29 protein-coding genes and 2 pseudogenes are annotated in these 20,402 nt (G+C 69.1%); 11 read left to right on the top strand and 20 right to left on the bottom strand.

What is annotated here, in order from left to right:
• Positions 1-2 precede the first annotated feature (2 nt).
• The 8 genes from ASC70_RS06020 to ASC70_RS05985 form a co-directional block, all read right to left on the bottom strand.
• Positions 3-869: a DNA/RNA non-specific endonuclease gene (locus ASC70_RS06020; protein ID WP_056047537.1), complete on the bottom strand. Its 867-nt coding sequence runs from the start codon at positions 867-869 to the stop codon at positions 3-5.
• Between the two features lie 24 nt (positions 870-893).
• Positions 894-1,325, bottom strand: coding sequence for a hypothetical protein (locus ASC70_RS06015; protein ID WP_056047535.1), 432 nt, complete (start codon positions 1,323-1,325; stop codon positions 894-896).
• Between the two features lie 22 nt (positions 1,326-1,347).
• A complete protein-coding gene (locus ASC70_RS06010) occupies positions 1,348-1,755 on the bottom strand; it encodes a hypothetical protein (RefSeq protein ID WP_056047532.1) in 408 nt (135 codons plus the stop codon).
• Between the two features lie 370 nt (positions 1,756-2,125).
• Positions 2,126-2,539 carry a DUF1801 domain-containing protein gene (locus tag ASC70_RS06005; RefSeq protein ID WP_056047529.1) on the bottom strand — a complete coding sequence of 138 codons (414 nt, stop codon included), beginning with the start codon at positions 2,537-2,539 and terminating at the stop codon, positions 2,126-2,128.
• Positions 2,540-2,551: 12 nt separating this feature from the next.
• Entirely contained in the window at positions 2,552-2,764 is a 213-nt protein-coding gene (locus ASC70_RS06000; protein WP_056047527.1) for a hypothetical protein, read from the bottom strand.
• Between the two features lie 30 nt (positions 2,765-2,794).
• Positions 2,795-3,244 (bottom strand): SRPBCC domain-containing protein, encoded by a 450-nt coding sequence (locus ASC70_RS05995; protein ID WP_056047522.1) that lies wholly within the window; start codon positions 3,242-3,244, stop codon positions 2,795-2,797.
• A complete protein-coding gene (locus tag ASC70_RS05990) occupies positions 3,241-3,564 on the bottom strand; it encodes a helix-turn-helix transcriptional regulator (protein ID WP_056047519.1) in 324 nt (107 codons plus the stop codon). Before ASC70_RS05990 ends, ASC70_RS05995 begins: the two co-directional genes overlap by 4 nt.
• A gap of 70 nt (positions 3,565-3,634) precedes the next feature.
• Complete coding sequence (locus ASC70_RS05985) at positions 3,635-4,438, bottom strand: winged helix-turn-helix domain-containing protein (RefSeq protein ID WP_056047516.1); 804 nt, start codon at positions 4,436-4,438, stop codon at positions 3,635-3,637.
• Positions 4,439-4,620: 182 nt separating this feature from the next.
• Here ASC70_RS05985 and ASC70_RS05980 point away from each other — a divergent pair, with 182 nt between their 5' ends.
• The gene (locus tag ASC70_RS05980; protein ID WP_056047513.1) at positions 4,621-5,415 is read left to right on the top strand and encodes a DoxX family membrane protein; all 795 of its coding nucleotides are present in this window, start codon (positions 4,621-4,623) and stop codon (positions 5,413-5,415) included.
• Between the two features lie 4 nt (positions 5,416-5,419).
• Here the strand turns inward: ASC70_RS05980 and ASC70_RS05975 are convergent, their stop codons facing one another.
• Positions 5,420-6,367 carry a LysR family transcriptional regulator gene (locus ASC70_RS05975; RefSeq protein WP_156396133.1) on the bottom strand — a complete coding sequence of 316 codons (948 nt, stop codon included), beginning with the start codon at positions 6,365-6,367 and terminating at the stop codon, positions 5,420-5,422.
• A 122-nt stretch (positions 6,368-6,489) separates the two neighbouring features.
• Here ASC70_RS05975 and ASC70_RS05970 point away from each other — a divergent pair, with 122 nt between their 5' ends.
• Entirely contained in the window at positions 6,490-7,473 is a 984-nt protein-coding gene (locus ASC70_RS05970) for a zinc-binding dehydrogenase (protein WP_162247187.1), read from the top strand.
• A 115-nt stretch (positions 7,474-7,588) separates the two neighbouring features.
• On the opposite strand, the gene ASC70_RS05965 is transcribed toward ASC70_RS05970, so the two are convergent.
• Together ASC70_RS05965 and ASC70_RS05960 are read right to left on the bottom strand one after the other, a co-directional pair.
• On the bottom strand, positions 7,589-8,026 hold the full coding sequence (locus tag ASC70_RS05965; RefSeq protein WP_056047504.1) for a DUF1810 domain-containing protein: 438 nt from the start codon (positions 8,024-8,026) through the stop codon (positions 7,589-7,591).
• A gap of 1 nt (position 8,027) precedes the next feature.
• Entirely contained in the window at positions 8,028-8,405 is a 378-nt protein-coding gene (locus tag ASC70_RS05960) for a VOC family protein (protein ID WP_056047495.1), read from the bottom strand.
• 133 nt (positions 8,406-8,538) lie between these two features.
• On the opposite strand from ASC70_RS05960, the gene ASC70_RS05955 reads away from it, so the two are divergent.
• From ASC70_RS05955 to ASC70_RS05945, 3 genes are all read left to right on the top strand, one after another.
• On the top strand, positions 8,539-8,868 hold the full coding sequence (locus ASC70_RS05955) for a PadR family transcriptional regulator (RefSeq protein ID WP_056047493.1): 330 nt from the start codon (positions 8,539-8,541) through the stop codon (positions 8,866-8,868).
• Between the two features lie 32 nt (positions 8,869-8,900).
• Positions 8,901-9,863 (top strand): hypothetical protein, encoded by a 963-nt coding sequence (locus tag ASC70_RS05950; RefSeq protein WP_056047491.1) that lies wholly within the window; start codon positions 8,901-8,903, stop codon positions 9,861-9,863.
• 532 nt (positions 9,864-10,395) lie between these two features.
• Positions 10,396-11,577 carry a cell wall hydrolase gene (locus tag ASC70_RS05945; RefSeq protein WP_056047487.1) on the top strand — a complete coding sequence of 394 codons (1,182 nt, stop codon included), beginning with the start codon at positions 10,396-10,398 and terminating at the stop codon, positions 11,575-11,577.
• Here ASC70_RS05945 and ASC70_RS05940 read toward each other — a convergent pair.
• The 3 genes and pseudogenes from ASC70_RS05940 to ASC70_RS05935 all read right to left on the bottom strand — a co-directional run bounded on the left by ASC70_RS05940 (position 11,537) and on the right by ASC70_RS05935 (position 12,751).
• Positions 11,537-12,368, bottom strand: a pseudogene (locus ASC70_RS05940) (SDR family oxidoreductase). The gene ASC70_RS05945 and the pseudogene ASC70_RS05940 overlap by 41 nt on opposite strands.
• Positions 12,365-12,481: a hypothetical protein gene (locus tag ASC70_RS25920; protein ID WP_369815459.1), complete on the bottom strand. Its 117-nt coding sequence runs from the start codon at positions 12,479-12,481 to the stop codon at positions 12,365-12,367. Before ASC70_RS25920 ends, ASC70_RS05940 begins: the two are co-directional and overlap by 4 nt.
• Before the next feature lie 90 nt (positions 12,482-12,571).
• Entirely contained in the window at positions 12,572-12,751 is a 180-nt protein-coding gene (locus tag ASC70_RS05935) for a YegP family protein (RefSeq protein ID WP_047407703.1), read from the bottom strand.
• A gap of 167 nt (positions 12,752-12,918) precedes the next feature.
• Here ASC70_RS05935 and ASC70_RS05930 point away from each other — a divergent pair, with 167 nt between their 5' ends.
• On the top strand, positions 12,919-13,473 hold the full coding sequence (locus ASC70_RS05930) for a DUF1003 domain-containing protein (protein WP_056047481.1): 555 nt from the start codon (positions 12,919-12,921) through the stop codon (positions 13,471-13,473).
• Here the strand turns inward: ASC70_RS05930 and ASC70_RS05925 are convergent.
• Positions 13,470-13,820: a DUF3147 family protein gene (locus tag ASC70_RS05925; RefSeq protein ID WP_056047478.1), complete on the bottom strand. Its 351-nt coding sequence runs from the start codon at positions 13,818-13,820 to the stop codon at positions 13,470-13,472. The genes ASC70_RS05930 and ASC70_RS05925 overlap by 4 nt on opposite strands.
• Positions 13,821-13,870: 50 nt before the next feature.
• On the opposite strand from ASC70_RS05925, the gene ASC70_RS05920 reads away from it, so the two are divergent.
• Both ASC70_RS05920 and ASC70_RS05915 read left to right on the top strand, forming a co-directional pair.
• The gene (locus ASC70_RS05920; protein ID WP_056047476.1) at positions 13,871-14,236 is read left to right on the top strand and encodes a VOC family protein; all 366 of its coding nucleotides are present in this window, start codon (positions 13,871-13,873) and stop codon (positions 14,234-14,236) included.
• A gap of 67 nt (positions 14,237-14,303) precedes the next feature.
• On the top strand, positions 14,304-14,483 hold the full coding sequence (locus ASC70_RS05915) for a hypothetical protein (RefSeq protein WP_056047470.1): 180 nt from the start codon (positions 14,304-14,306) through the stop codon (positions 14,481-14,483).
• Between the two features lie 119 nt (positions 14,484-14,602).
• On the opposite strand, the gene ASC70_RS05910 is transcribed toward ASC70_RS05915, so the two are convergent.
• The 3 genes from ASC70_RS05910 to ASC70_RS05900 form a co-directional block, all read right to left on the bottom strand.
• Complete coding sequence (locus ASC70_RS05910) at positions 14,603-14,869, bottom strand: hypothetical protein (protein WP_052196757.1); 267 nt, start codon at positions 14,867-14,869, stop codon at positions 14,603-14,605.
• A gap of 92 nt (positions 14,870-14,961) precedes the next feature.
• The gene (locus ASC70_RS05905; protein WP_056047467.1) at positions 14,962-15,144 is read right to left on the bottom strand and encodes a hypothetical protein; all 183 of its coding nucleotides are present in this window, start codon (positions 15,142-15,144) and stop codon (positions 14,962-14,964) included.
• Positions 15,145-15,230: 86 nt separating this feature from the next.
• Positions 15,231-16,172 (bottom strand): GlxA family transcriptional regulator, encoded by a 942-nt coding sequence (locus ASC70_RS05900; RefSeq protein ID WP_056047465.1) that lies wholly within the window; start codon positions 16,170-16,172, stop codon positions 15,231-15,233.
• A gap of 96 nt (positions 16,173-16,268) precedes the next feature.
• Here ASC70_RS05900 and ASC70_RS05895 point away from each other — a divergent pair, with 96 nt between their 5' ends.
• Positions 16,269-16,949: a DJ-1/PfpI family protein gene (locus ASC70_RS05895; protein ID WP_056047463.1), complete on the top strand. Its 681-nt coding sequence runs from the start codon at positions 16,269-16,271 to the stop codon at positions 16,947-16,949.
• 308 nt (positions 16,950-17,257) lie between these two features.
• On the opposite strand, the gene ygiD is transcribed toward ASC70_RS05895, so the two are convergent.
• Positions 17,258-18,028 (bottom strand): 4,5-DOPA dioxygenase extradiol, encoded by a 771-nt coding sequence (gene ygiD, locus ASC70_RS05890; RefSeq protein ID WP_056047461.1) that lies wholly within the window; start codon positions 18,026-18,028, stop codon positions 17,258-17,260.
• A gap of 115 nt (positions 18,029-18,143) precedes the next feature.
• Between ygiD and ASC70_RS05885 the strand changes: the two genes are divergently transcribed.
• Together ASC70_RS05885 and ASC70_RS05880 are read left to right on the top strand one after the other, a co-directional pair.
• Complete coding sequence (locus tag ASC70_RS05885; RefSeq protein WP_369815105.1) at positions 18,144-19,334, top strand: acyltransferase family protein; 1,191 nt, start codon at positions 18,144-18,146, stop codon at positions 19,332-19,334.
• 182 nt (positions 19,335-19,516) lie between these two features.
• Entirely contained in the window at positions 19,517-20,290 is a 774-nt protein-coding gene (locus ASC70_RS05880; protein ID WP_056047454.1) for a tyrosine-protein phosphatase, read from the top strand.
• Here ASC70_RS05880 and ASC70_RS25915 read toward each other — a convergent pair.
• Positions 20,288-20,371, bottom strand: a pseudogene (locus ASC70_RS25915) (hypothetical protein); the annotation flags it as partial. The gene ASC70_RS05880 and the pseudogene ASC70_RS25915 sit on opposite strands and share 3 nt — an antisense overlap.
• Between the last annotated feature and the right edge of the window lie 31 nt (positions 20,372-20,402).

The following is a 20,402-nucleotide window of genomic DNA, read 5'->3' as shown; positions in this document are numbered from 1 at the left end:
GGCTACTCCTTCACCGCGTTCGCGCACCCCTGCCCATGCCCCCAGAACGTCCCCTTGCTGCGCTCCAGGATGTTCTGGTCGCGGCGGGACAGGGCGCCGAGGAAGTCGAGGCCGGTCTCGACCTCCAGCTGGCTGATCGGCACGATGAAATGGTCGGAGGGCGTCTTCGTATAGGCCTTGTTGTCGAGGCGGAAACCGACGGCGCGGCCGGTCCGGACGTCGTACAGCACCTTGAAATAGGCCGCCGGCGACAGGATCTTGTCCTTGGACCCGCCGATCCAGGTGGAGCTCGAGCCATAGATCGGACCGGTGATCGCGATCACCTCGTCGTGGCCGCCGCACAGCACGGCGGCCCGCACGTCCTCCTCCAGGAACCGCCACTGGGCGCGGTTGAAGCCCGGACCCACCTGGGGCGACATGTTGGTCATGTAGAAGCTGGCGTTGGTCTGGGGCTGGCTGGACTTGAAGTCGGCCGCCGGCGCCTGGTGGCCCCGGTCGCGCGGATTGACCGGGTCGGTGTAGTCCTTCGCCGTCGGGCTGAAGCCCTTGGCCGCCGGGTCGGTCAGGAACTTGTCGGCGCGCTTGGCGGTCCCCTTCAGGGCGGCGGGCGTCAGGCGCTCGATCACCCAGTCGGGGTTGCGCGTCGCCTTGTTGAACGACAGGGCGTAGCCGTCGCGGCAGATCATCACCTGCTTGAGCGCGACGTCGTCGCCGCGATGGACCGGCAGGCCGACCGCCGCGAAGCGCGCCAGGCAGGCGGAGGTCGGCGCCCCGTCCTGAAAGGTTTCCTGGGCGACGGTCGGCGAGGCGGCGGCGAGGGCGGCGGCCGCCAGGGGAACGACAAGCAAGCCGAACAGCGAACGGATCATGGCGACGTCTCCCAGCCTCGCGGGCTACTTGCTGCTGTTCGAGATGCCCTTGGAGATCACGAAGCTGCCGCCGCTGATGCCGATCAGGCCCAGCACGGTCGGCGGCACCTCGACGAAGGCCCCGGCCTCGATCGACAGCAGCAGGAACAGCCCGGCCACGACGAAGGTGAACAGCAGGAACTGGAACCGAGACAGGCTAGCCTTGGACGGGATGCCCTCGGCGGCCTGCTGGACGGCGGCGGCCAGGGCCGCGCCCACGGGCGGATTGGGGCCGGCGGTCAGGCCGGCGGCCAGGGCCTTGACCGTCTCCGAGCCCAGCGGCTCGGCGATCAGACCGTCCAGGGCGCCGGGCTTGGAGATCAGCCGCCAGACCACCACGGCCGCGAAGCCGAGGATGATCACGATGACGGCGATGCCGACGATATAGGCCAGGAGGGCCCAGGGCGTGGTGGGCATGGTATCGTCCTTCCTTTGAAGCTCAGGGTTTCGGCTTGCGGCCGGACTTGGGCCGGCGCGGCTTGGGTTCGGCGCCGCCGTGGGAACCGGCGGCCCCGAGCGGATAGCGGTCGTAGAGCTTGCCGCCCATGTGCACGCCCAGGCTGGCGGCGACGATGGACAGGGTCTCGGGCTTGACGGGGGGAAGGCTCATGGCGCCTTCGGCAACCGCCCGCAGGCCCTCGGCCAGGTAATAGCCGGCGAAGCCGATCGTCACGCCGAGCGCTTGCAGTCGGGCCGGCGAGACGCCGCCGCCGCGCGGTTCGGCGACCAGGTCGCGCAGCTTGCCGCTGACCAGGCCGCGATAGGTCACGACCGCCAGCAGCACGGCCAGCCAGATCAGCAGGCCGTACTCTCCCCACTGCGAGACCTGTTTCAGAGGCAAGGCCATGCTGAACCCCGGCGTTGGCGAGGGCGCGCGCGATGTCGACGCGACGCCATGAGACGATTGCGAACGTGGACTCGTACGATTGGAAAAAAGCTACCGGTGCGCGGCGGCGGACGAGCCGTTGTCGGCCATCGTCATCGGTGAGCGGCGCCCCCACGCCTCGCGAAGGTCGCGCGAATATTTCAGACTGTCAACGCAGAGCTGTATGGCGGACGTCTGTTTTGAGTAGGGCGCGGACACACCCAAGTGGCGCTCTCCTCCCCCGCCGGGGGAGGTGGCCCGGAGGGTCGGAGGGGGCAAGCTCGGCCGACTGCCAGCTAACCCCCTCAGTCGCTCCGCGACAGCTCCCCGGAGGGGAGCAGACTCCTAGGCCCTACCCCGTCTTCTTCGTCCGCGCCGGCTTGGCGGCGTTCAGGGCCACGGCCTCGCGGATCAGCGCCTTGAAGGCGGCCTCGTCGATGGCCTCGCCCGGCCGGAAGTCGATGGCCCGGCGGACGTTACCGTCCAGGCTGGAGTTGAACAGGCCCTTGGGATCGGGAACCGCCGCCCCCTTGGCGAAGGTGGTCTTGACGTAGGCCTTGTAGACCTCGCCGGTGCAGATCAGGCCGTCGTGCGACCACACCGGCTTGCCCCACTTCCATTCCTCGACCACGTCGGGCTCGGCCTCGTGGATCAGGGCGCGCAGGCGGGCCAGGGTCTCGCCGCGCCAGTCGCCCAGCGCGGCGATGGCGTCGTCGATCAGGTCCGAGACGGGGACCCCCTCGGGGGCGGGCTGCATCTTGCTCATGGTCGCTTCCCCTCAGGCGCCGGCGCGCGCGCCGCGTCCCTTCCGGGCGTAGGGCAGCACGAACATGTACAGCCCCGTGGCCAGCAGCAGGATCAGCGGGACCAGCGCGAAAAGGCCCACCCAGAAGGGCGGCTGCCCCCGGGTCATGACGGCGATGTAGCCGAGCACGCCCAGGGTGAAGGCGATCGACAGCCAGCGGTGGATCTGGCGGATGGTGTTGCTCATGGCGGTCTCCTCCCGAGGCCGTGACAGCGGTCAGTCGGCCTTGGCCAGCAGCTGGTCCAGGTTGTCCAGGAAGGTCTTCCAGCCGGCGTGGGCGCCGCCGTAGGCCTGCTTCTGGTCGGGACGGAAACCGGCCTGCTCCATGCGCAGGTGCGTGCCCGAGGCGGTCGGCGTCAGGGTGAAGGTCACCACGCTGGTCAGGTCGTAGGCCGGATCCTCGTGCTTGAAGTTCCAGGTGTAGGACAGGGTCTTGTGCGGCTCGATCGCCAGCACCTCGCAGTCCAGCACGCCGCCCCACTCGCCACGCAGGTTGAAGCGGTGGCCGACCTGGGGCTTGAAGTCGTTCTTCATCAGCCATTCCTCCATCAGGTGAGGCTGGGTCAGGGCGCGCCAGAGCTTCTCCGGGGCGTGGGCGATGTCGCGTTCGACGACCACCGAGCGGGTGGCGGTCGCGGTGTTGGCGTCGGTCGTTGTGTCGGTCATTGGTCCATCCTCTTGAGCAGGTCCTCGAGCGCGTCGAACCGGCCTTCCCAGAAGCCGGCCATCTGGCTCGTCCAATCGATCAGCGGAGCCAGGGCGCCCAGCTGGACGCTGTAGTGGGTCTGGCGGCCCTCGTGGCGATCGCGCACCAGTCCGGCCTGTTTCAGGACGCCCAGATGCTTCGACACCGCCGGCTGCGAGACCCCGGCCTGGGCCGTCAGGGCCCCGACCGTCTGCTCGCCCTGGCGGCACAGGCGCTCGAACAGGGCCCGACGGGTGGGATCCGCCAGAGTCCGGAACAGCACGTCGTGGGCGTTTTCCATGTGAAATCCATAACCCCTTGGCTATGGGTTATTTCATAACTCTGGGGTTATGGGTTAGTCAAGCGAGGTTTTAGCGCCGCAAGGTTTCACCCAGCTCGCGCATGGCCTTGGCGATCTCCAGGGGCGTCAGTTCTTCGTATCCCGAGGTCATGCCCATCCAGAGCACCGGGCCGTCGGGCGACTGGGCCAGCATCGTCACGGTGGGCCGGCCTTTCCAGATGATCAGGCGCGCGCTCAGCCGGATCGCGCCGGGCGGCGGATGAGCGGCCTCGCCACGAAACACCCGCGCGCCGCGGATCTTGCGGGCATTGGCGACCAGGACCTCGCTGGCGGCGCTGGCCTGGGGCTGGAAGCGCGGCTCGCCGGTGACGTTCTCGACCTCCGTGACGAGCAGCGGCGTGACGGGCGGGTAAAAGGTCCGCAGGCCCGACCACGCCGCCAGGCCAGCGATCAGCAGGACCAGCAGCAGGGCGATCGCCTTAGGCAGGAAGGGGCGGCTCGCCGAAGGCGCGATCGCTTCGGCCTCGACCGCCTCGGGCAGCAGGCGGTAGCCGCGCTTGGCGTGGGTGACGATGCAGCGCGGATCGCGGGCGTCGTCGCCCAGCGCCTGGCGCAGATCGCGGATCACCACCGGCACGCTGTTGGCGCTGATCGCCCGGCCGCCCCACACCTCGCGGACGATCTCGTCCTGCGAGACGATCTCGCCGCGCCGCCGGCACAGCAGCTCCAGGGTCCGCGCGGCCCGGTGCTCCAGCCCCCGGCGAGTCTCGCCGCGCCGCAGCTCGTTGGCGTCCGGCGAGAACAGCCAGTCGCCGATCTGGTAGGCGCCGATCCGGTAGGCGCCGATCCGGTAGGCGGATGCGTCGATGTCCAAGTCGTGGTCTCCGCCCTTCGAGGACTCAGGTCCCGGGGGACTTAGAAGGTAGCGGTCCCGTCCGCCATGCGGGCAAGATCGGCTTTAGAACAAATTGAGGTTTTCCTTAGTCGATTTCCACCCGAGCTTGAGCCTCCTGATCCCGTTCGGCGAGCGCTTCGCCGCATCGGGAGTGGACATTGATGAGCGTCGCGTCGCTGCTGCGTAAAACCAACGACCTTGATCTGGGGAAGGGGATCCTGGGGATCTCGACGATCTGTTTCGGGATCGCCTGTTTCCTGCAGGGGGACTTCACGAGCTTCTGGCAGCCGGCGCCGGAGTGGCTTCCGTTCCGGCCTGTCCTGGCCTTCGCCTCGTCCAGCCTGCTGGTGCTGTCGGGCGCCGGTCTGTTCTTCGCCCGGACCCTACGGATCGCGGCGATCGTCCAGACCGTGCTGTTCAGCGCCTATGCCGCCATGTGGCTGTCTGGCCTGATCGCCGCGCCCGACAAGCTGGGCGGTTATCTGGGCCTGGCCGAGCAACTGGGCATCGCCGTCGCCGCGGCGACGCTCTGGGCGCGGTCCTCGCCAGCCATGGCGGCGCGCGGCGCGCTGGGACCGGACGTGGCGCGCATCGCCTATGGCTGCTGCTCGATCGTCTTCGGCTTCGCCCACGTGGTCGGCATGAGGGGCACGATGAAGATGATCCCCGACTGGATGCCCGGCGACGCCATGTTCTGGGCGCTCGCGACCGGCGTCGGGCACCTGGCCGTCGGCGTGGCCCTGATCGCCGACCGCCTGGCCATTCCGGCCACCCGGATCGGCGGCCTGATGTACCTCTGTTTCGCTGTCCTCGCCTGGGCGCCGGGGGCGATCACCCATCCGCAGCAGTGGCTTCGCTGGGCGGGCGTCGCCATCTCCCTGGTGCTGATGGCGGCCCTCTGGCTGATCGGCGACTACCTGTGGAGCGAGCGCACGGATGAGGGGCCGGTGGTCTAGCGACTCAATGCGCCGCGCGGCCGGCCAGGGCGTGGTCGATCACGGCGCGGACCTTCGGCGACAGCTGGCGGGTGGCGGGATAGAGGGCGTAGAGCTCGCGGTCCTCGACCTTCCAATCGCCGAAGGTCAGCTCGACCAGCTCGGGGAAGCGCATCGCCAGGCCGCGCGGCAGGTAGGCGACGCCCAGGCCCTGGCTGGCGGCCAGGGCGCCCATCGACAGGTCGTCGACCGAGGTCCCGATCGTGCGAGGCGCGGCCGCGTAGGTCTCGCCACCGCCATGGACGAACCGCCAGTTCAGGATCGGCGGGGTGACCACCACCGGCAGGCGGGCCAGGCGGCGGGGATGGTCGAGGCTGGCCGCCTCGGGATGACGTTCCAGGAAGCTTCGGCTGGCGCAGATCAGATAGGGCGAGGTCCACAGCTTGCGAGCCACGTGGCGGCCCTCGGGCAGCGGGGCCAGCTGGAAGGCGACGTCAATCCCTTCCTCGATCAGGTCCGGCGCGCCGTTGGTCAGGCGCAGATCCAGCACGAGGTCGGGGTGTTTGGCGGCGAATTCCAGCAGGTGCGGGGCGAAGGTCTCGTTGCAGACGTGATAGGGCGCGGTGACGGTCAGCTTGCCCGACAGTCGCTTGTCGCAGACGTCCAGGCCTCGGGCGGCGGCCTCCAGCTCGTCCATGGCCGCCGCCGCCCGGTCGACGAAGGCGCGGCCATCCTCGGTCAGGGCCACGGCGCGGGTGGTGCGACGTAGCAGCTGGGTCTTGTAGCGGGCCTCCAGGGCCGCCACCCGGCGGCTGACCGAGCTGGTCGGCAGGCCAAGAGCCTTGGCGGCGGCGACGAAGCTGCCCTCGCGCGCCACCTTCAGGAAGATCGCCACGTCGTCATAGCCCAGCATGGCGCCCGATCCCCATTTCAAACTCCGGTCGTAGATCGGCGCGGGAGCGTTGCGGCGCAAGGCTGGCGATTGTCCCGCGAATGGAAAACAGAGCTCCCGGCGGCGCGATTGTCCCGATCGGCGGTGGCTCGCATCTGATGCTCCAGCTCGCGGCGTGCGTGGGCGGCAAAGGAGTTCAGGCCATGAAGGCGCTCGTTCAGGACCGCATCGGTTCGCCCCTCGATGTCGTGGCGCTGCGGGAGGTTCCCCGGCCCGAACCGGGCCCGGGCCAGGCCCTGGTGCGGATGGTCGCCGCCGGGATCCATCCGGGCGACTTCTTCTTCACACAAGCCCAGTACCCCGAGGCCAAGCGGCCAAGCCTGCCGGGCCAGATCGTCGGCAATCACGGGGTGGGGCGGGTGGTTTCGACCGGCGGCCGCGCCGATCTCGAACCGGGGCAGCTGGCGGCGTTCAGCGCCACGCGGCTGTGGGCCGAATATGTCACGGTCGATCCGGCCTATCTGATCCCGCTGCCCGACGACTATCCGGTCGAGCGCGCCGCCCAGCTGATGCCGGCGATCACCGCCCGCGACCTCTTGGACGCCAGCGAGGTTCAGGCCGGCCAGTGGCTGGCGGTGACGGCGGGCCACTCATTGGTCTCGACCCTGCTGATCCAGATGGCCCGCCGGCGCGGCGTGCGGGTGGTGGCGATCGTGCGCCGGAAAGTCGAAGGCCGCGACCTGACCGCGCTCGGCGCCGAAGCGGTGGTCGAGCTGTCGAAGCTGGAGGTCCCGCTGGCCGAGGCGATCCGCGACGTGATCGGCGGCGCGAACCTTTCCGGCGTGGTCGACGCGATCGGCGGGGCGGTGCTGACCCAGCTGCTGGAGGCCCTGGGTTTCCTGGGTCGGGCCGTGATCGTCGGGGCCTACGACCTGGCGCCGTTCCAGACCAACGCCTTGAAGGTGCTGATGGAGGGTCAGGTGATCCGGTCCTACATCTACCGCTACTTCTTCGACGCCCCGCCGACCGCCGATGCGGCCTGGCTGAAGAGCGTGTTGGACGAGCTGGCCGATCCGGCCACCGAGGTGCTGATCGCCGGCCGACGCGGCATCGAGGACTTCCGCGCGGCGCTGGAGGAGACGGTGCGCGCGCCGGAGAAGGGCAAGCAGGTGCTGGTGTTCGAATAACCCCTTACTCCTGTCATCCCGGCCAAGCGCGCAGCGCGCCGAGCCGGGACCGCCGGAAGCTCAGAGCCTGTTGCGGTCCCGGATCTGCGCTACGCTTCGCCCGGGATGACAGGTTCTAGGTGAGCTTCTCCAGCGTCAGCGGATCGGCCCGCCCGCCAAAGTACTTGTCCAGCGCGCGCTGGAATGCCGGCTCCTCAGGGGCGGCGGCCTGAAACAGCGTCAGGCTGGACCGCAGCTTCAGGTCGTCGGGCGAGCCGAACACCGCGTGGGCGTCGCGGCCGGGCAGGCCGTTGATCGCCTCGACGGCCTCGACCAGGCGCGGGCCCAGCACCGGATGGGCCAGGTAGGCGCGGGCCTCGGCCAGATCGGCGATGGCGTAGAACCGCGCCGTGGGGCTGCGGCCCAGGCCGGCGATCTGCGGGAACACGAACCACATCCAGTGGCCGGTCTTCTGGCCGCGCCGCAGCTCGGCCAGGACACTGTCATAGACACTGGCCTGGGCCTCGACGAAGCGGCTCAGGGGATCGGGCGCGCGGGGAGCGGCCTGACCCATTTCAGTAGTTCCCCAGACTCAGAATGTTCCCGTCCGGGTCCTTGAACCACACGACCCGCATCTCGCCCGCCACGTGGACGTCGCCGTCGTGGGTCATGCCGGGCAGGTCGTAGCGCTCGAACACGACGCCCTTGGCCTTCAGCGCCGCGACCGTCTCGTCGAAGGCCTCGCCCAGCGCCCAGGTCAGGACCGTCGCCTCGTTGGTCCCCGCGAGCGCCGACACGTAGACCAGCACCACCGACTGGCCCGCCCTGAAGGCCTGGACCGACGGCTCGTCGCCCGGCAGCGGCGTCAGGCCCAAGATCTCGGCGTAGAACGGCCGCGCGACCTTCAAGTCCTTCACCGCCACGGTGGCCTGGGCGTCCTTGTCGCCAAGCATCTGAACCTCCGTCTCGTTCGCGAAAAGAAGCCGCGAAGCCGAACGGCGTTCCGCCTATTGACTCCCAATCTTACTGTGTGACATACAGTGTGTGTCACACACCATGTGATGCACACTATGTGGCGCACACCCCATGCCGACCGATACGGACATCTTTGAATCGCTCCGCCAGGAGCTGCGGCGGGGGACCTTGATCCTCGCCGTCCTCGCTCAGCTGCGGGAGGAGCGCTACGGCTACAGCCTGCGCCAGGCTCTCAGCGGCGTGGGCGTGGAGATCGACGAAGGCGCCCTCTATCCGATGCTCCGCCGGCTGGAGGCCCAAGGCCTGCTGGCCAGCGAATGGCGCGAGGAAGACAAGCGCAAGAAGCGTTTCTACCAGCTGTCGGAAGAGGGCCGGGCCGTGTTGGCTCGCCTCGCCGGCGAATGGCGCGCGATCAACGCCGCCCTCGAGCCGCTGCTGTGAGCACGGCTTCCCTTTTCCAAGGAAACACCACCATGAGCGATCTGATCGATCGTTATCTGGGCGCCGTGGCCGCCCTGCTGCCCAAGGCCCAGCGCCAGGACATCGTCGCCGAGCTGCGCGACCTGATCATGAACCGCGTCGAGGTGCAGGAAGCCCAGCTGGGCCGGCCCCTCGACAAGCGCGAGATGGAGGCCTTGCTGCGCGAGATCGGTCATCCGATCGCCGTCGCCGGCCGCTACGGACCGGGACGCGCCCTGATCGGCCCCGAGCTCTATCCGTTCTGGCTGTTCGGGGTGAAGGTGATGCTGGTCATCGCCGCCGCCGCCGCGATCATCCCGGCCGCGGTGCTGCTGGTCTCGGGGCAGGGGAGCACCCATACGATCAACGGCGTGATCTCCGACTTCATCCCGACCGCGCTCAGCCTGATCGGCTGCGCCACCCTGATCGCCGCCGCGATCGAACGCGGCTGGATCAAGACGGGCGACTTCGGCCAGTGGAAGGTCAGCGACCTGCCGCACATCCCCAAGACTCGGCCGCTGTTCTCCAAGAACCGCTTCGAGGGGCTGTTCGAGCTGGTCGCCGTCGCCTTCTTCATCGCCTGGTGGACGGGCCTGATGCCGTTCCCGATGGGCGGCATCGCCTATGACGGCGACCAGGTCGGGGTGGTGCTGAGCCCGGCCCTGAAGGCGCTCTATTGGCCGGTGCTAGGCTTGGCCGTCGTGCAGGCGATCTCGTCCCTGTTCGTGGTGATCAAGCCGGCCTGGGTGCGGCCCCGGGCGGGAACCGAGCTGATCGGCGCCGTGGGCGGCCTGGCCGTGGTGGCCGTCCTGTGGCCGGCCCAGCCGATCCTGACCTTCGCGCTGCCCGACGGCGGCGACGTGGCCAGGCTGCAGGAGGTCGTCGACCTGACCTTCAAGGTGATCATGGCCGTGTCCGCCGGCATCTGCCTGACGAAGCTGTTCGTCGACGGCTGGCGGCTGGTGCGGGGGCGGTAGGCCGGTCGAAACTGTCATCCCGGCCAAGCGCGAAGCGCGCCGAGCCGGGACCGCCGGAAGCGCCGAGCTTCTTGCGGTCCCGGCTCTTCGCTGCGCTTCGGCCGAGATGACAGGAACGGGCGCGCACCCCCTCCCGGCCCCCTCATGGTTAAGGCGAAACGTTAAGGTTTATGTCGTCGTCGAGTAACGATGCGGCCTCTTTCAGCTTCCGCCAGGATCGGTTGAGCAAAGGCCTGGCAAGGCTTTCGCGGGGGCAAAAAAACGACGATCGCTGTTGTCGAGCTTTTTACGCGGATTCAAGGCGTTAACAATTTAACTGTGCGGCCGTTGCGCGCAGAGGCCATGTTGCAGCGCAGCAAGTGCTTGCGAGTCGGTCACGGATACGTCATAAGCCGGGACAAGCGGGATCTTGGCCACGTCGTGATACGGCCGATCCCCCGCTTCGAAGGGCTCCCCGCCAGTGCTTTTACCGGGGATTTCGAGGCGTTTTTTGTCGGGGGGCGGTACGCCCTCGCCGCGCAGGACACGAGTTTTGTATATCAAGTCGCAGACGCGCGCGGATGCGCGCGGGCTGGTCGGCGCCGTATTGGTCGGATCCATCACGGGTCTGGCTCTGGGCGGCGTTTACCTTTTGGGTGGCCTGGCGCAATCCGCCTCCACCCATGCCCGCGTCGCCCGCTTGGCCGACGGAGCCTCGGGGAGTTTCTCCGACGCCGCCATGGTCAGCGCGGCTACGCGTATGGACCCCGGCGCGCTCGCCGTGGCCAAGCGTCATGACCCTTATCTATTCGCCGCCTTGGACCAGCGCGACCACCAGTCGCAAATGCTGGCCGCCCGCCTCGAAGGCGCCGGCGCGGCGAATCTGCTTCCCGGACAGAGCGGCCGCAGCGGCCCGCTGATGCTCCGGGCCAGCTTCGGTTCCGGATTCAACGTCGGCGGAGCAGGCCCGTTCCAACTGAGCAATGCGCTGGAAAGCTCGCGCGAGCTCGAATGCCTGGCCGACGCCGTCTATTACGAAGCCCGCGGCGAGACCCCCAGCGGCCAGGCGGCCGTGGCCCAGGTGGTGATCAACCGCGTGCGCCACCCGGCCTTCCCGAAGTCGATCTGCGGCGTCGTGTTCCAGGGCGCCTATCACCGCACCGGCTGCCAGTTCAGCTTCGCCTGCGACGGCTCGATGCGCCGCGCCCGCGACCTCGGCGCCTGGGCCCGGGCCCGCAAGGTCGCCTCGCGCACCTTGGCCGGCACGATGTCCAGCGAAGTCGGCTCGGCCACGCACTTCCACACGATCAACGTCTCGCCCGGCTGGGGCCCGCGCCTGCTGCGCGTCGCCCAGGTGGGCATGCACATCTTCTATCGCTTCGGCCGTGGCGGCGCGTCCAGCTTCACGCCGTCGCGTCTGCCGACCGTCGACGACATCGCGCCGTCCGAGATCGCCAGCCTGACCGCCGATGGCAAGCCGCCGGTGGTCTACGCCGCCAGCGCGCTGGGTCGTCTCGAGCCGGCGTCGCAAATGGGCATGACGTCGCCCGGCATGGGCGGCCCGGTTGGCCCGGTGACCGAACCGGCCTCGGCCCCGATCGCCACGGCCGCCAAGACGCCTTCGCAAGCGACCGACAAGCCGGCCGCCGCCAAGGCGATCCCGGTGTCGTCCGACCGTCAGCCGCTGGAAGGCCTCAAGACGACAGTAGGGGCCGGGAGCGGAGCTGCTTCCTGACGACATTGGGCATGTGACTGCTGGCGAAGCGCATCTGCTTCGCCCGCTTGCCCACGAAATAGTGCAGCGCCTTGCCGTGCGCCGCCTCCCAGACCACCTGGGCGGCGTCCTCGACCGGATAGACTTCGAGCCCGGCCGTGCGCAGGGCGTCGGCCATGTGCTCGTTCGTGCCTGAGGCGCCGGCGTTCAGGATCGGCGTCTCGATGAACCACGGCATCACGCAGGCGACGCTGACCCCGTGCCGGGCGTATTCGACGTCCAGCGCCTCGGAGAGGCCGCGCACCGCGAACTTGGTGGCCGAATAGACCGCCAGCTTCGGCGAACCGTATAGCCCCGCGCACGAGGCGATGTTGACCAGCCGCCCGCCGGCCGCCTTCAGGAGTGGCAGGCCGGCGCGGGCGCCGTTGATCACGCCCTTGAGGTTGATGTCGATCTGGATGTCGCAGTCGGCGTCCGACAGGTCCTCCAGCACCCCGAACCGGGCGACGCCGGCGTTGTTCAGCAGCAGGTCCGCCTTGCCGCCGGTGTGCTGGCCAAAGTCGCCGAGCGCGTTGGCCCAGGCCTCGCGGTCGCGGACGTCCAGCGCGTGGACCGAGCCATTGGCGGTCCCGATCGCCGCGTGGGCGGTCTGCAAGCCGACCTTGTCGATGTCGGAGAGGCCCACGAACCAGCCCGCGCCGGCGAACCGCTCGGCGCAGGCCAGGCCGATGCCGCTGGCCGCCCCGGTGATGAAGATGCTCTTGCGGCCCTCGGCGGCCATTGGCGGTCCCCTCCCGTATCATTGTTATCAATGATCAGAGACTCGGGAGCGGGGAGGGTCAAGGTATTGGTTCTGCTCTCTCCTCCCCCTTTGGGGGAGGGGGACCGGCGAACGCCGGTGGAGGGGCCCTGTGTGGCTGCCCACGCACCACCGCTTCGCGACCCCCTCCGTCACGGCGCGTATTCGCGCCGCGCCACCTCCCCCTAATGGGGAGGAGAAGTAGAACCTCGCGTCCTAATCCGTCTGGTCGTCGATTTCGGCGGTCGGGCCGTTCTTGATGATCGACTCGATGGCGTTCTTGGCCGAGGCCTTCGACGAATAGCCCTCCGTCGAGAAGATGGTCTCGCCGTTGTAGGCGAAGTTGACACGGAACTCGCCCGCCTTGTCTTTCTTGATCACGAACTTATGGGCCATCGGAACTCTCCTTGAAGCGTGAAGGTGATCGGCCCCACCCGATGGCGAGAAGCGTCGCCTTCCCGACAGCGTCCTGTCAACCGCGGCCTTGTCACGTTAGACCGTGCGCGCCGATGATCGGCCCTCCCGTCGCCGCGAGTCCCCCCAAGAGTCCCTCAAAGAGCGCCATGACCCAGGAACATCTCGATCAGCTCTCCCGCGAGCTGCTCAACCAGCCCTATGACGCGCTGACCGACGTGCAGAAGCGGGTCATCGACCAGATCCTGACCCAGGAGCCGTCCGAGGAGCCCGACGCGGAAGAAGAGAACACCTACTGGACCCGCCTGGCCGACAAGGTGGCGGCGGTCGGCGGTTCGTGGGGCTTTATCGGCGGGTTCGGCCTGGCCCTGGTGCTGTGGATGGGGACCAACCTGGTCTTGCGGCCCTTCAACCTGGCCTTCGACCCCTATCCGTTCATCTTCCTCAACCTGCTGCTGTCGACCCTGGCGGCGATCCAGGCGCCGGTGATCATGATGAGCCAGAACCGCCAGGCCAAGAAGGATCGCCTGACCGCCGAACACGACTACGCCGTCAACCTGCGGGCCGAGCTGGAGATCATGCGGGTGATCGACAAGCTGGACGCCCTGCGCAGCGACGAGCTGATGGTCCTGTGCCGCGAGCACGCCACCCGGCTGTCGGACCTGCAAGACGAGGTGGCGCGGCTGCGGGCGGAGCGGAGCTAGAGCTTCAGTCCCAGCCTCGGCCCCGCCCAGACCATCGCCGCGTACAGGGCCATGGTCAGGGCGCAGCCGGCGACCAGGGCGGCCCAGAACGGCGCGCCGCGCTTCAGCAAGGCCGGGATCAGCAGGAACATCGGCAGCGAAGGCAGCACGAACCAGAAGGTGCCGCTGGCGTGGGCGGCCATGCGGGCCGGGTCGTGGGTGTCGCGCCACAGCCAGATCATGCCCAGCACCGAGACTAGCGGCAGCGACGCCACTAGCCCGCCCAGGCCCGGATAGCGCTTGGAAATCTCCGACACGGCGGCGACGATGACGCCCGAGACGGCGGCCTTGACGACGAGATAGAGCATGCCGCCAGCCTGGACCGATCCGGCGTCCGGGCCAAGTACGGGAGGCGTTGATGACCATCCTGGCGATCGAGCACGTGCAGCTGGCGATGCCGGCGGGCGAGGAGGTCCGGGCGCGGGCCTTCTATCGTGACCTGCTGGGGATCGCGGAAAAGGCCAAGCCGCCGCATCTGGCGGCGCGCGGCGGCTGCTGGTTCGAGGACGGGCCGGTGAAGATCCATCTGGGTGTCGAGGCCGATTTCCGCCCGGCGCGAAAGGCCCATCCGGCCCTGGTGGTCGACGATGTGCTGGCCCTGACCGAACGGCTGAAGGCGGCCGGCGTCCGGGTGGTCGAGGACGAGCCGCTGGAGGGCTGGGACCGGGTCTATGCCGACGATCCGTTTGGCAACCGCATCGAGCTGATGACGCCTCGACCTTAGGAACAGGCGTGGGGGAACAGGCGCGGGCGAGGCGGGTTAAGCCGGAACCCCACGCAGGAGCGTTCCGATGCCGACCATCAACGCGACACCCGAGAAGTCGCTCGAGCAGCAAGCCGAAGAGGCCGTCACCAAGGCCAATACCGACCTGAAGGACCAGGGCGACATCGCCGCCGACGACGCCGCCGGCACGGCCGCCGGCCATCGGGTCGAGGAGGCCTTGAACAAAACCCAGGTCCCGCCGGACTGAAACGACGATGTCATCCCGGCCGTAGCGCAGCGGAGAGCCGGGACCGCGGCAAGCTCGGCGCTTCCGGCGGTCCCGGATCGGCGCGCTGCGCGCTTGTCCAGGATGACAGCTTTAACGGACTACCGCCAGGTCCAGTAGCAGACCCGCTCGCGGTGATGATGCCGCCACTCGCGGTGGCAAACCTTCACCTTGTGGGCGCGGTGGTGGCGACCGCGGTCGTAGCGGGCCCGGTCGTAGCCGCCGCGATCGTACCGGTCATGGCGATCGTAACGGTCAGAGCGCTCGTAACGATCGTACCGGTCGTGGGCGCCGGCGACGGTGGGAACGCTGGCGACCACGGCGGCCGCCGCCAGGGCCGAAACCCCCAGCAGTTTCATGACGGACATGATGTCCTCCAAGGATCGATGTCCCTCGATCGCGACCACGATCCTAGCGGATTGGCGCCAAACTATGTCCGAGACGTACGCTCCCGCTATGTCTAGCGGCGCGCCACCCAGTGGCAGGCCTTGATCCTCTTGCCGTGGTGGCGCTCCCACTTGCAGACCTTCACCTTGTGCGGCTGGCGGTGGTGATGGGTGTCGGCGCTGGCCAGGGTCGGGACGGCCAGGGTCAGGGCGGCGGCGACCAGGGCCGAGGCGCCTAGCATCTTCGTAACGGACATGGAGTGCTCCAAGCGGAAGGTGAAAGTCCCCGACCCCGGAGACGATCGCCGCGCGATGTTGCGCGCCAATGTCGGGCTTGAAAGGTTCAGCCGACCTTCGCCGCCCGCCGCAACGCCTGGGGCGGCTGGCCGAACGCGCGGATGAAGGCGCGGCGCATCCGCTCGGCGTCGCCGAAGCCGGTCTCCAGGGCCACGTCCTCGACTTGCAGGGGCGCGCTGTCCAGCAGGGCGCGGGCGGCCTCGACGCGCAGGCGCTCGACGGCCTTGGCCGGGGTGACGCCGGTCTCCTGGGCGAACAGGCGGGCGAAGTTGCGCGGGCTCATCGCCGCGCGGTCGGCCAGCTGCTCGACGCTCAGCGCCTCGGCCAGGTTCTGGCGGGCCCAGGACAGCAGGGCGTCGAAGCGGCCGGGGCGCAGGTCGATCAGGGCCGAGAACTGCGATTGGCCGCCGGGGCGCTGGTGGTAGACGACCAGCTGCTGGGCCGTGCGGCGGGCCACGGCCTCGCCCTCGTCGGCGCCGATCAGGGCCAAAGCGAGGTCGATGCCGGCGGTGATGCCGGCCGAGCTCCAGACCGCGCCGTCCTGGATCCAGATGCGGTCGGGCTCGAGCCGGATGCCCGGATAGCGGCGCTGGAAGTCCTGGGTCCGGCTCCAGTGGGTGGTGGCGCGCTTGCCGTCCAGCAGGCCGGCCTCGGCCAGGATGTAGGTTCCTGAACAGACGGAGGCCACACGGCGGGCGTCGCGGCCGGCGGCGCGGACGAAGGCCAGGGTCTCGGCGCAGGTGGCCGGAACCTTCACCCCGTCGCCGCCCGAGACCAGCAGGGTGTCGAGCCTTGGCGCGTCGGCCAGGGCGGTGGTCTGGATCACGACGCCGGACGAGCTGGGCGTCAGGCCGCCGCGCAGCGACAGGAAATGCAGACTGTAGGCCCCGGGCGCGAGGCGGCCGGCGATCTCGAACGCCGAGATGGGACCGGTGGCGTCCAGCAGCTGGAAGCCCGGATAGACCAGGAAGCCGATCGGGCGAGGCATGGCTGAAGCCTTGGCTGAAACCGTGGGATCTATGTCATTTCCGCCAGACGCTAGCTGAACCATGTTCCGCAAGTCAATCGTGACGGAGACCTTCTCATGAGCCAGCCCCTTCAGATCGTCATCGCCCTGTTCCCCGGCGTGACCCACCTGGACTTCACCGGCCCCCACCAGATCCTGTGCCGCCTGCCTGGCGCCAAGGTGACGGTGGCCAGCCTGCTCGGCGGCGAGATCGAGGCCGACGGCCTGGTCTTCGCGCACCTGCCCAAGTTGTCGGAGATCGACCACTGCGACGTGCTGATCGTGCCGGGCGGCTTCGGGACGACGGCGGCGATGGGCGACATGGACTTCATCGCCGAGATCCGCCGGCTGGCCGACGAGGCGAAGTACGTCTGCTCGGTCTGCACCGGCTCGCTGGTGCTGGGCGCGGCGGGGCTGTTGAAGGGCAAGCGGGCGGCCTGCCACTGGGCCTGGCGCGATCAGCTGGCGCTGTTCGGCGCGATTCCCGATCCGTCGCGGGTGGCGCGGGACGGCCGCTACATCACCGGCGGCGGGGTGACGGCCGGCATCGACTTCGCCCTGACCATGGTCGCCGAACTGGCCGGCGACGACATGGCCCAGAGCATCCAGCTGGCGGTCGAGTACGCCCCGGCCCCGCCGTTCGACGCCGGCCGGCCCGAGACGGCGCCCGAGGCGGTGCTGCGACGGGTGTCGGCGCTGTACGGCAAGGGGATGGACGAGCGGGTGGCGGCGGCGAAGAAGGCGGCGGAGGCGGTGTGATCTAGTCCAGCTCTCCTCCCCCTCTGGGGGAGGGGGACCGCCGAACGCCGGTGGAGGGGCCCTGTGAGGTGGCGGACGCAACACCGCTTCGCGGACCCCCTCCGTCTCGATGCGTATTCGCATCGATCCACCTCCCCCTAATGGGGAGGAGAGAGGAAGTGATCTTTCCTCCCCCTCTAGGGGAGGGGGACCGCCGAACGGCGGTGGAGGGGCCCTGGGCGATGGCCAACGCACCACCGCTTCGCGGACCCCCTCCGTCTCGCCGCGTATTCGCGGCGATCCACCTCCCCCTAATGGGGAGGAGAGATCTACCCCACCTTCACCCCCGTCATCGAGATCGCCGCGAATACGTCGTCGGTGAAGAAGCTCACGCTCTCTCCAGGCTCCTGCGCCCCAAGCACATAGAGCAGCGGCAGGTAGTGCTCGGCGCTGTTGATCGAGATCTCGGCGTCGGGGCCCAGGCTCCGCCAGTCGATCAGCGGGTCGTGGTCGCCGGCCAGGATCAGGCGCTTGGCGGTCTCGTTGAAGCGGTCGGCCCAGTCCGGCGCTTCGGGCCGGCGGAAGTCGGCGGCGCGCAGATTGTGGACGATGTCGCCGCTGCCGATGATCAGCACGCCCTCGTCGCGCAGGGCGGCGAGGCGCCGACCGGCCTCGTAGTGCCAGCGGTCCGGGCGTCCGCGATCGAGGCTGAGCTGCACGACCGGCACGTCGGCCTCCGGATACATCGGCCGCAGCACGCCCCAGGCCCCGTGGTCCAGGCCGCGGGTCGGATGCTGGACCACGGGATCGGGCGACAGCAGCTCGGCGACCCGCGCCGCCAAGGCCGGATCGCCCGGCGCGCGATACTGGACGTCGAACAGCGCCTGCGGGAAACCGCCGAAATCGTGGATGGTCTCCGGCGCGGCCGAGGCGCTCACGGCCGAGGCGCCGCGCGTCTCCCAATGGGCGCTGACCATCAGCACCGCCTTCGGGCGCGGCAGGTCCCGGCCCAGGCGCGCCCAGTCGCGGCTCCAGGCGTTGTCCTCGATGGCGTTCATCGGCGAGCCGTGGCCGAGGAACAGGACGGGCATGCGAGACATGGCGGATCCTATTGGAAACAGTGTAAGTTACAGATAGTGGCCGCGACGCCATACCGCAAGACGATGCTCCGGTGACGGCTTTTCGGGGGGCGGCGGCTTTGGTATGCCGCCCGCCGTGACCGTCCCGCTTCCCCAGATTCCGCCGGGCGAGACTCCTGTCTCGGCCGAGCTGCTGGACCCCTCCCAGGAGCCGCCCGCTTCGGAAGCCGTCGGCTTCCGTCCCGGCAAGGAAGCCGTGCGCGGCGGCGCCCTGGACTTCCTGCGCTTCCTGGCCTCGCTGCTGATCGTCGTCTACCACTACGGGGCCGAGAGCCCGATGCGGATCGAGCGCTTCGCCCAGGTGTTCTCGCGCGGCTTCCTGGCGACGGACTTCTTCCTGATGCTGTCGGGCTATGTGCTGGGCCGGGCCTATGGCGCCTCGACCCTGAGCGGCCGGCTGAGCACGCCGCGCTTCTGGGCCCGTCGCGCGGCGCGGATCTGGCCGGGCCACCTGGTGGTGCTGGCCATGCTGGCCGTGCTCGTCTGGCTGCTGAACACCGTCGGCACCGACGCCCACAAGCCCAGCCGTTTCGCCTGGGACCAGCTGGTGACCCAGGCCCTGCTGATCCACGCCTGGGGCTTCCCCAGCGACGGCTGGAACCTGCCCAGCTGGTCGCTGTCGGCCCTGATCGTCTGCTACGCCCTGTTCCCGACCTTCTGGCGCGCGGTCAGCAAGGTGCGCCACGCCTGGGTCCTGCCGATCGGCGCCGCCGTGATCCTGGGCGTGTTCGAGGTCATCGCCCGCAAGGTGTTCCTGCATCCGCTGCCCGATCTGCAATTCCAATACGGCGTCGTCCGGGCCCTGCCGCTGTTCGTGCTGGGCGTCTGCCTGGCGCGGGCCGTCGACATGCGCTGGCCGTCGGAGAAGATGGCCAAGATCCTGCTGTGGGGCGGCGTCGCCCTGCTGGTGATCACCCAGCCGCTGGACCGCTACGCCCTGCCAGACCCGGGGCTGTTCGACGCCCCGTCGCTGCTGGCCATCGCCATGATCGTGCTGGGCGCCGGCCGGCTGCCGGTCAAGAACCCGCGCCCGTGGATCGAGGAGGGCGCCAAGCTGTCGTTCGCCCTGTTCATCACCCACATCTTCGTCGGGGTGATCTACTGGAGCGCCGTCCACAAGCTGATCGAGACCGTGCCGATCGGCATCGGCTGGCAATGGCTGATGTGGCTGGCCGGCTTCCCGATCGCTTACGGGGCGGCGTGGCTGTTCCACACCTTCATCGACCAGCCGATCCAGGATCGCATCCAGCCGCTGTTGCGGCGGTAACCTTCAATCCGATTTCCCCGGCGAAGGCCGGGGCCCAGATCGAACCCACGAACGTAGGCGATCTGGTGAGTGCAGCAGGCGCGAACACTCAAGCCGCTCCGGATGGATCGGGGCCCCGGCCTTCGCCGGGGAGATCGGGTTTATGGATTTTCTTCGTCGCCGAGGAGCGCTAAGTCCCCGCCATGACCCGACACATTCCCCTGCAAGGCGTCGAGAACTTCCGCGATTTCGGCGACTACGCCGCCGGGGCGGGACGGCTGAAGAAGGGGGTGCTGTTCCGGGCCGCCCACCAGGCCGAGGCGACCGACGCCGACCTCGAGATCCTGGCCGCCCTGGGCATCGTCACCCTGGTCGACCTGCGCCGACCCAACGAGCGCGAGCGTTCGCCGTCGCGGCGCTGGACGGGCTTCGCCGCCCAGGTGATCGACAACGACCTGGGGATGGCCGGCGAGGATCCCTGGCACACCTTCCTGAAGAGCTCGGACCTCTCGGTCAGGTCGTTCCACGACTACATGGACGCCTACTACCGCCGCGCGCCGTTCAAGGAGCGGCACATCGACCTGTTCAGCCGCTACTTCCAGGCGGTGGCCAAGGGCGAGGGCGCGGTGCTGATCCACTGCGCGGCGGGCAAGGACCGCACCGGCATCCTGGCCGCCCTGACCCATCACATCGCCGGCGTCGCCGACGACGACGTCATCGACGACTACCTGCTGACCAACGACCCCGGCCGCTTCGAGCGCCGCGGCGCGACCTTCATGGACCATATCGAAGAGGTCACCGGCCGCCGCCCGACCGAGGCCGCCATGCGCGCGGCCATGGGCGTCGAGGCGCGCTACCTGGCGGCGGCGTTCGACGCGATGAAGGATCAGTTCGGGTCCCTGGACGGGTATCTTGAGACGGCGGTGGGCCTGGACGCGGCGACGCGCGAGCAGGTGCGGGCGCGGATACTTCTTTAGCGCTCGAACTCCCTCTCCCCTTGCGGGAGAGGGTGGCCCGCGAAGCGGGTCGGGTGAGGGGTTGAAGACGAGGACCGCCGCGGCCGGCGGCCGATGCTGGGCGCCACGCCGA

The sequence above is a fragment of the Caulobacter sp. Root343 genome, from assembly GCF_001425745.1.
Lineage (GTDB): Bacteria > Pseudomonadota > Alphaproteobacteria > Caulobacterales > Caulobacteraceae > Caulobacter.
This window is presented reverse-complemented; position numbering and strand designations above follow the sequence as displayed.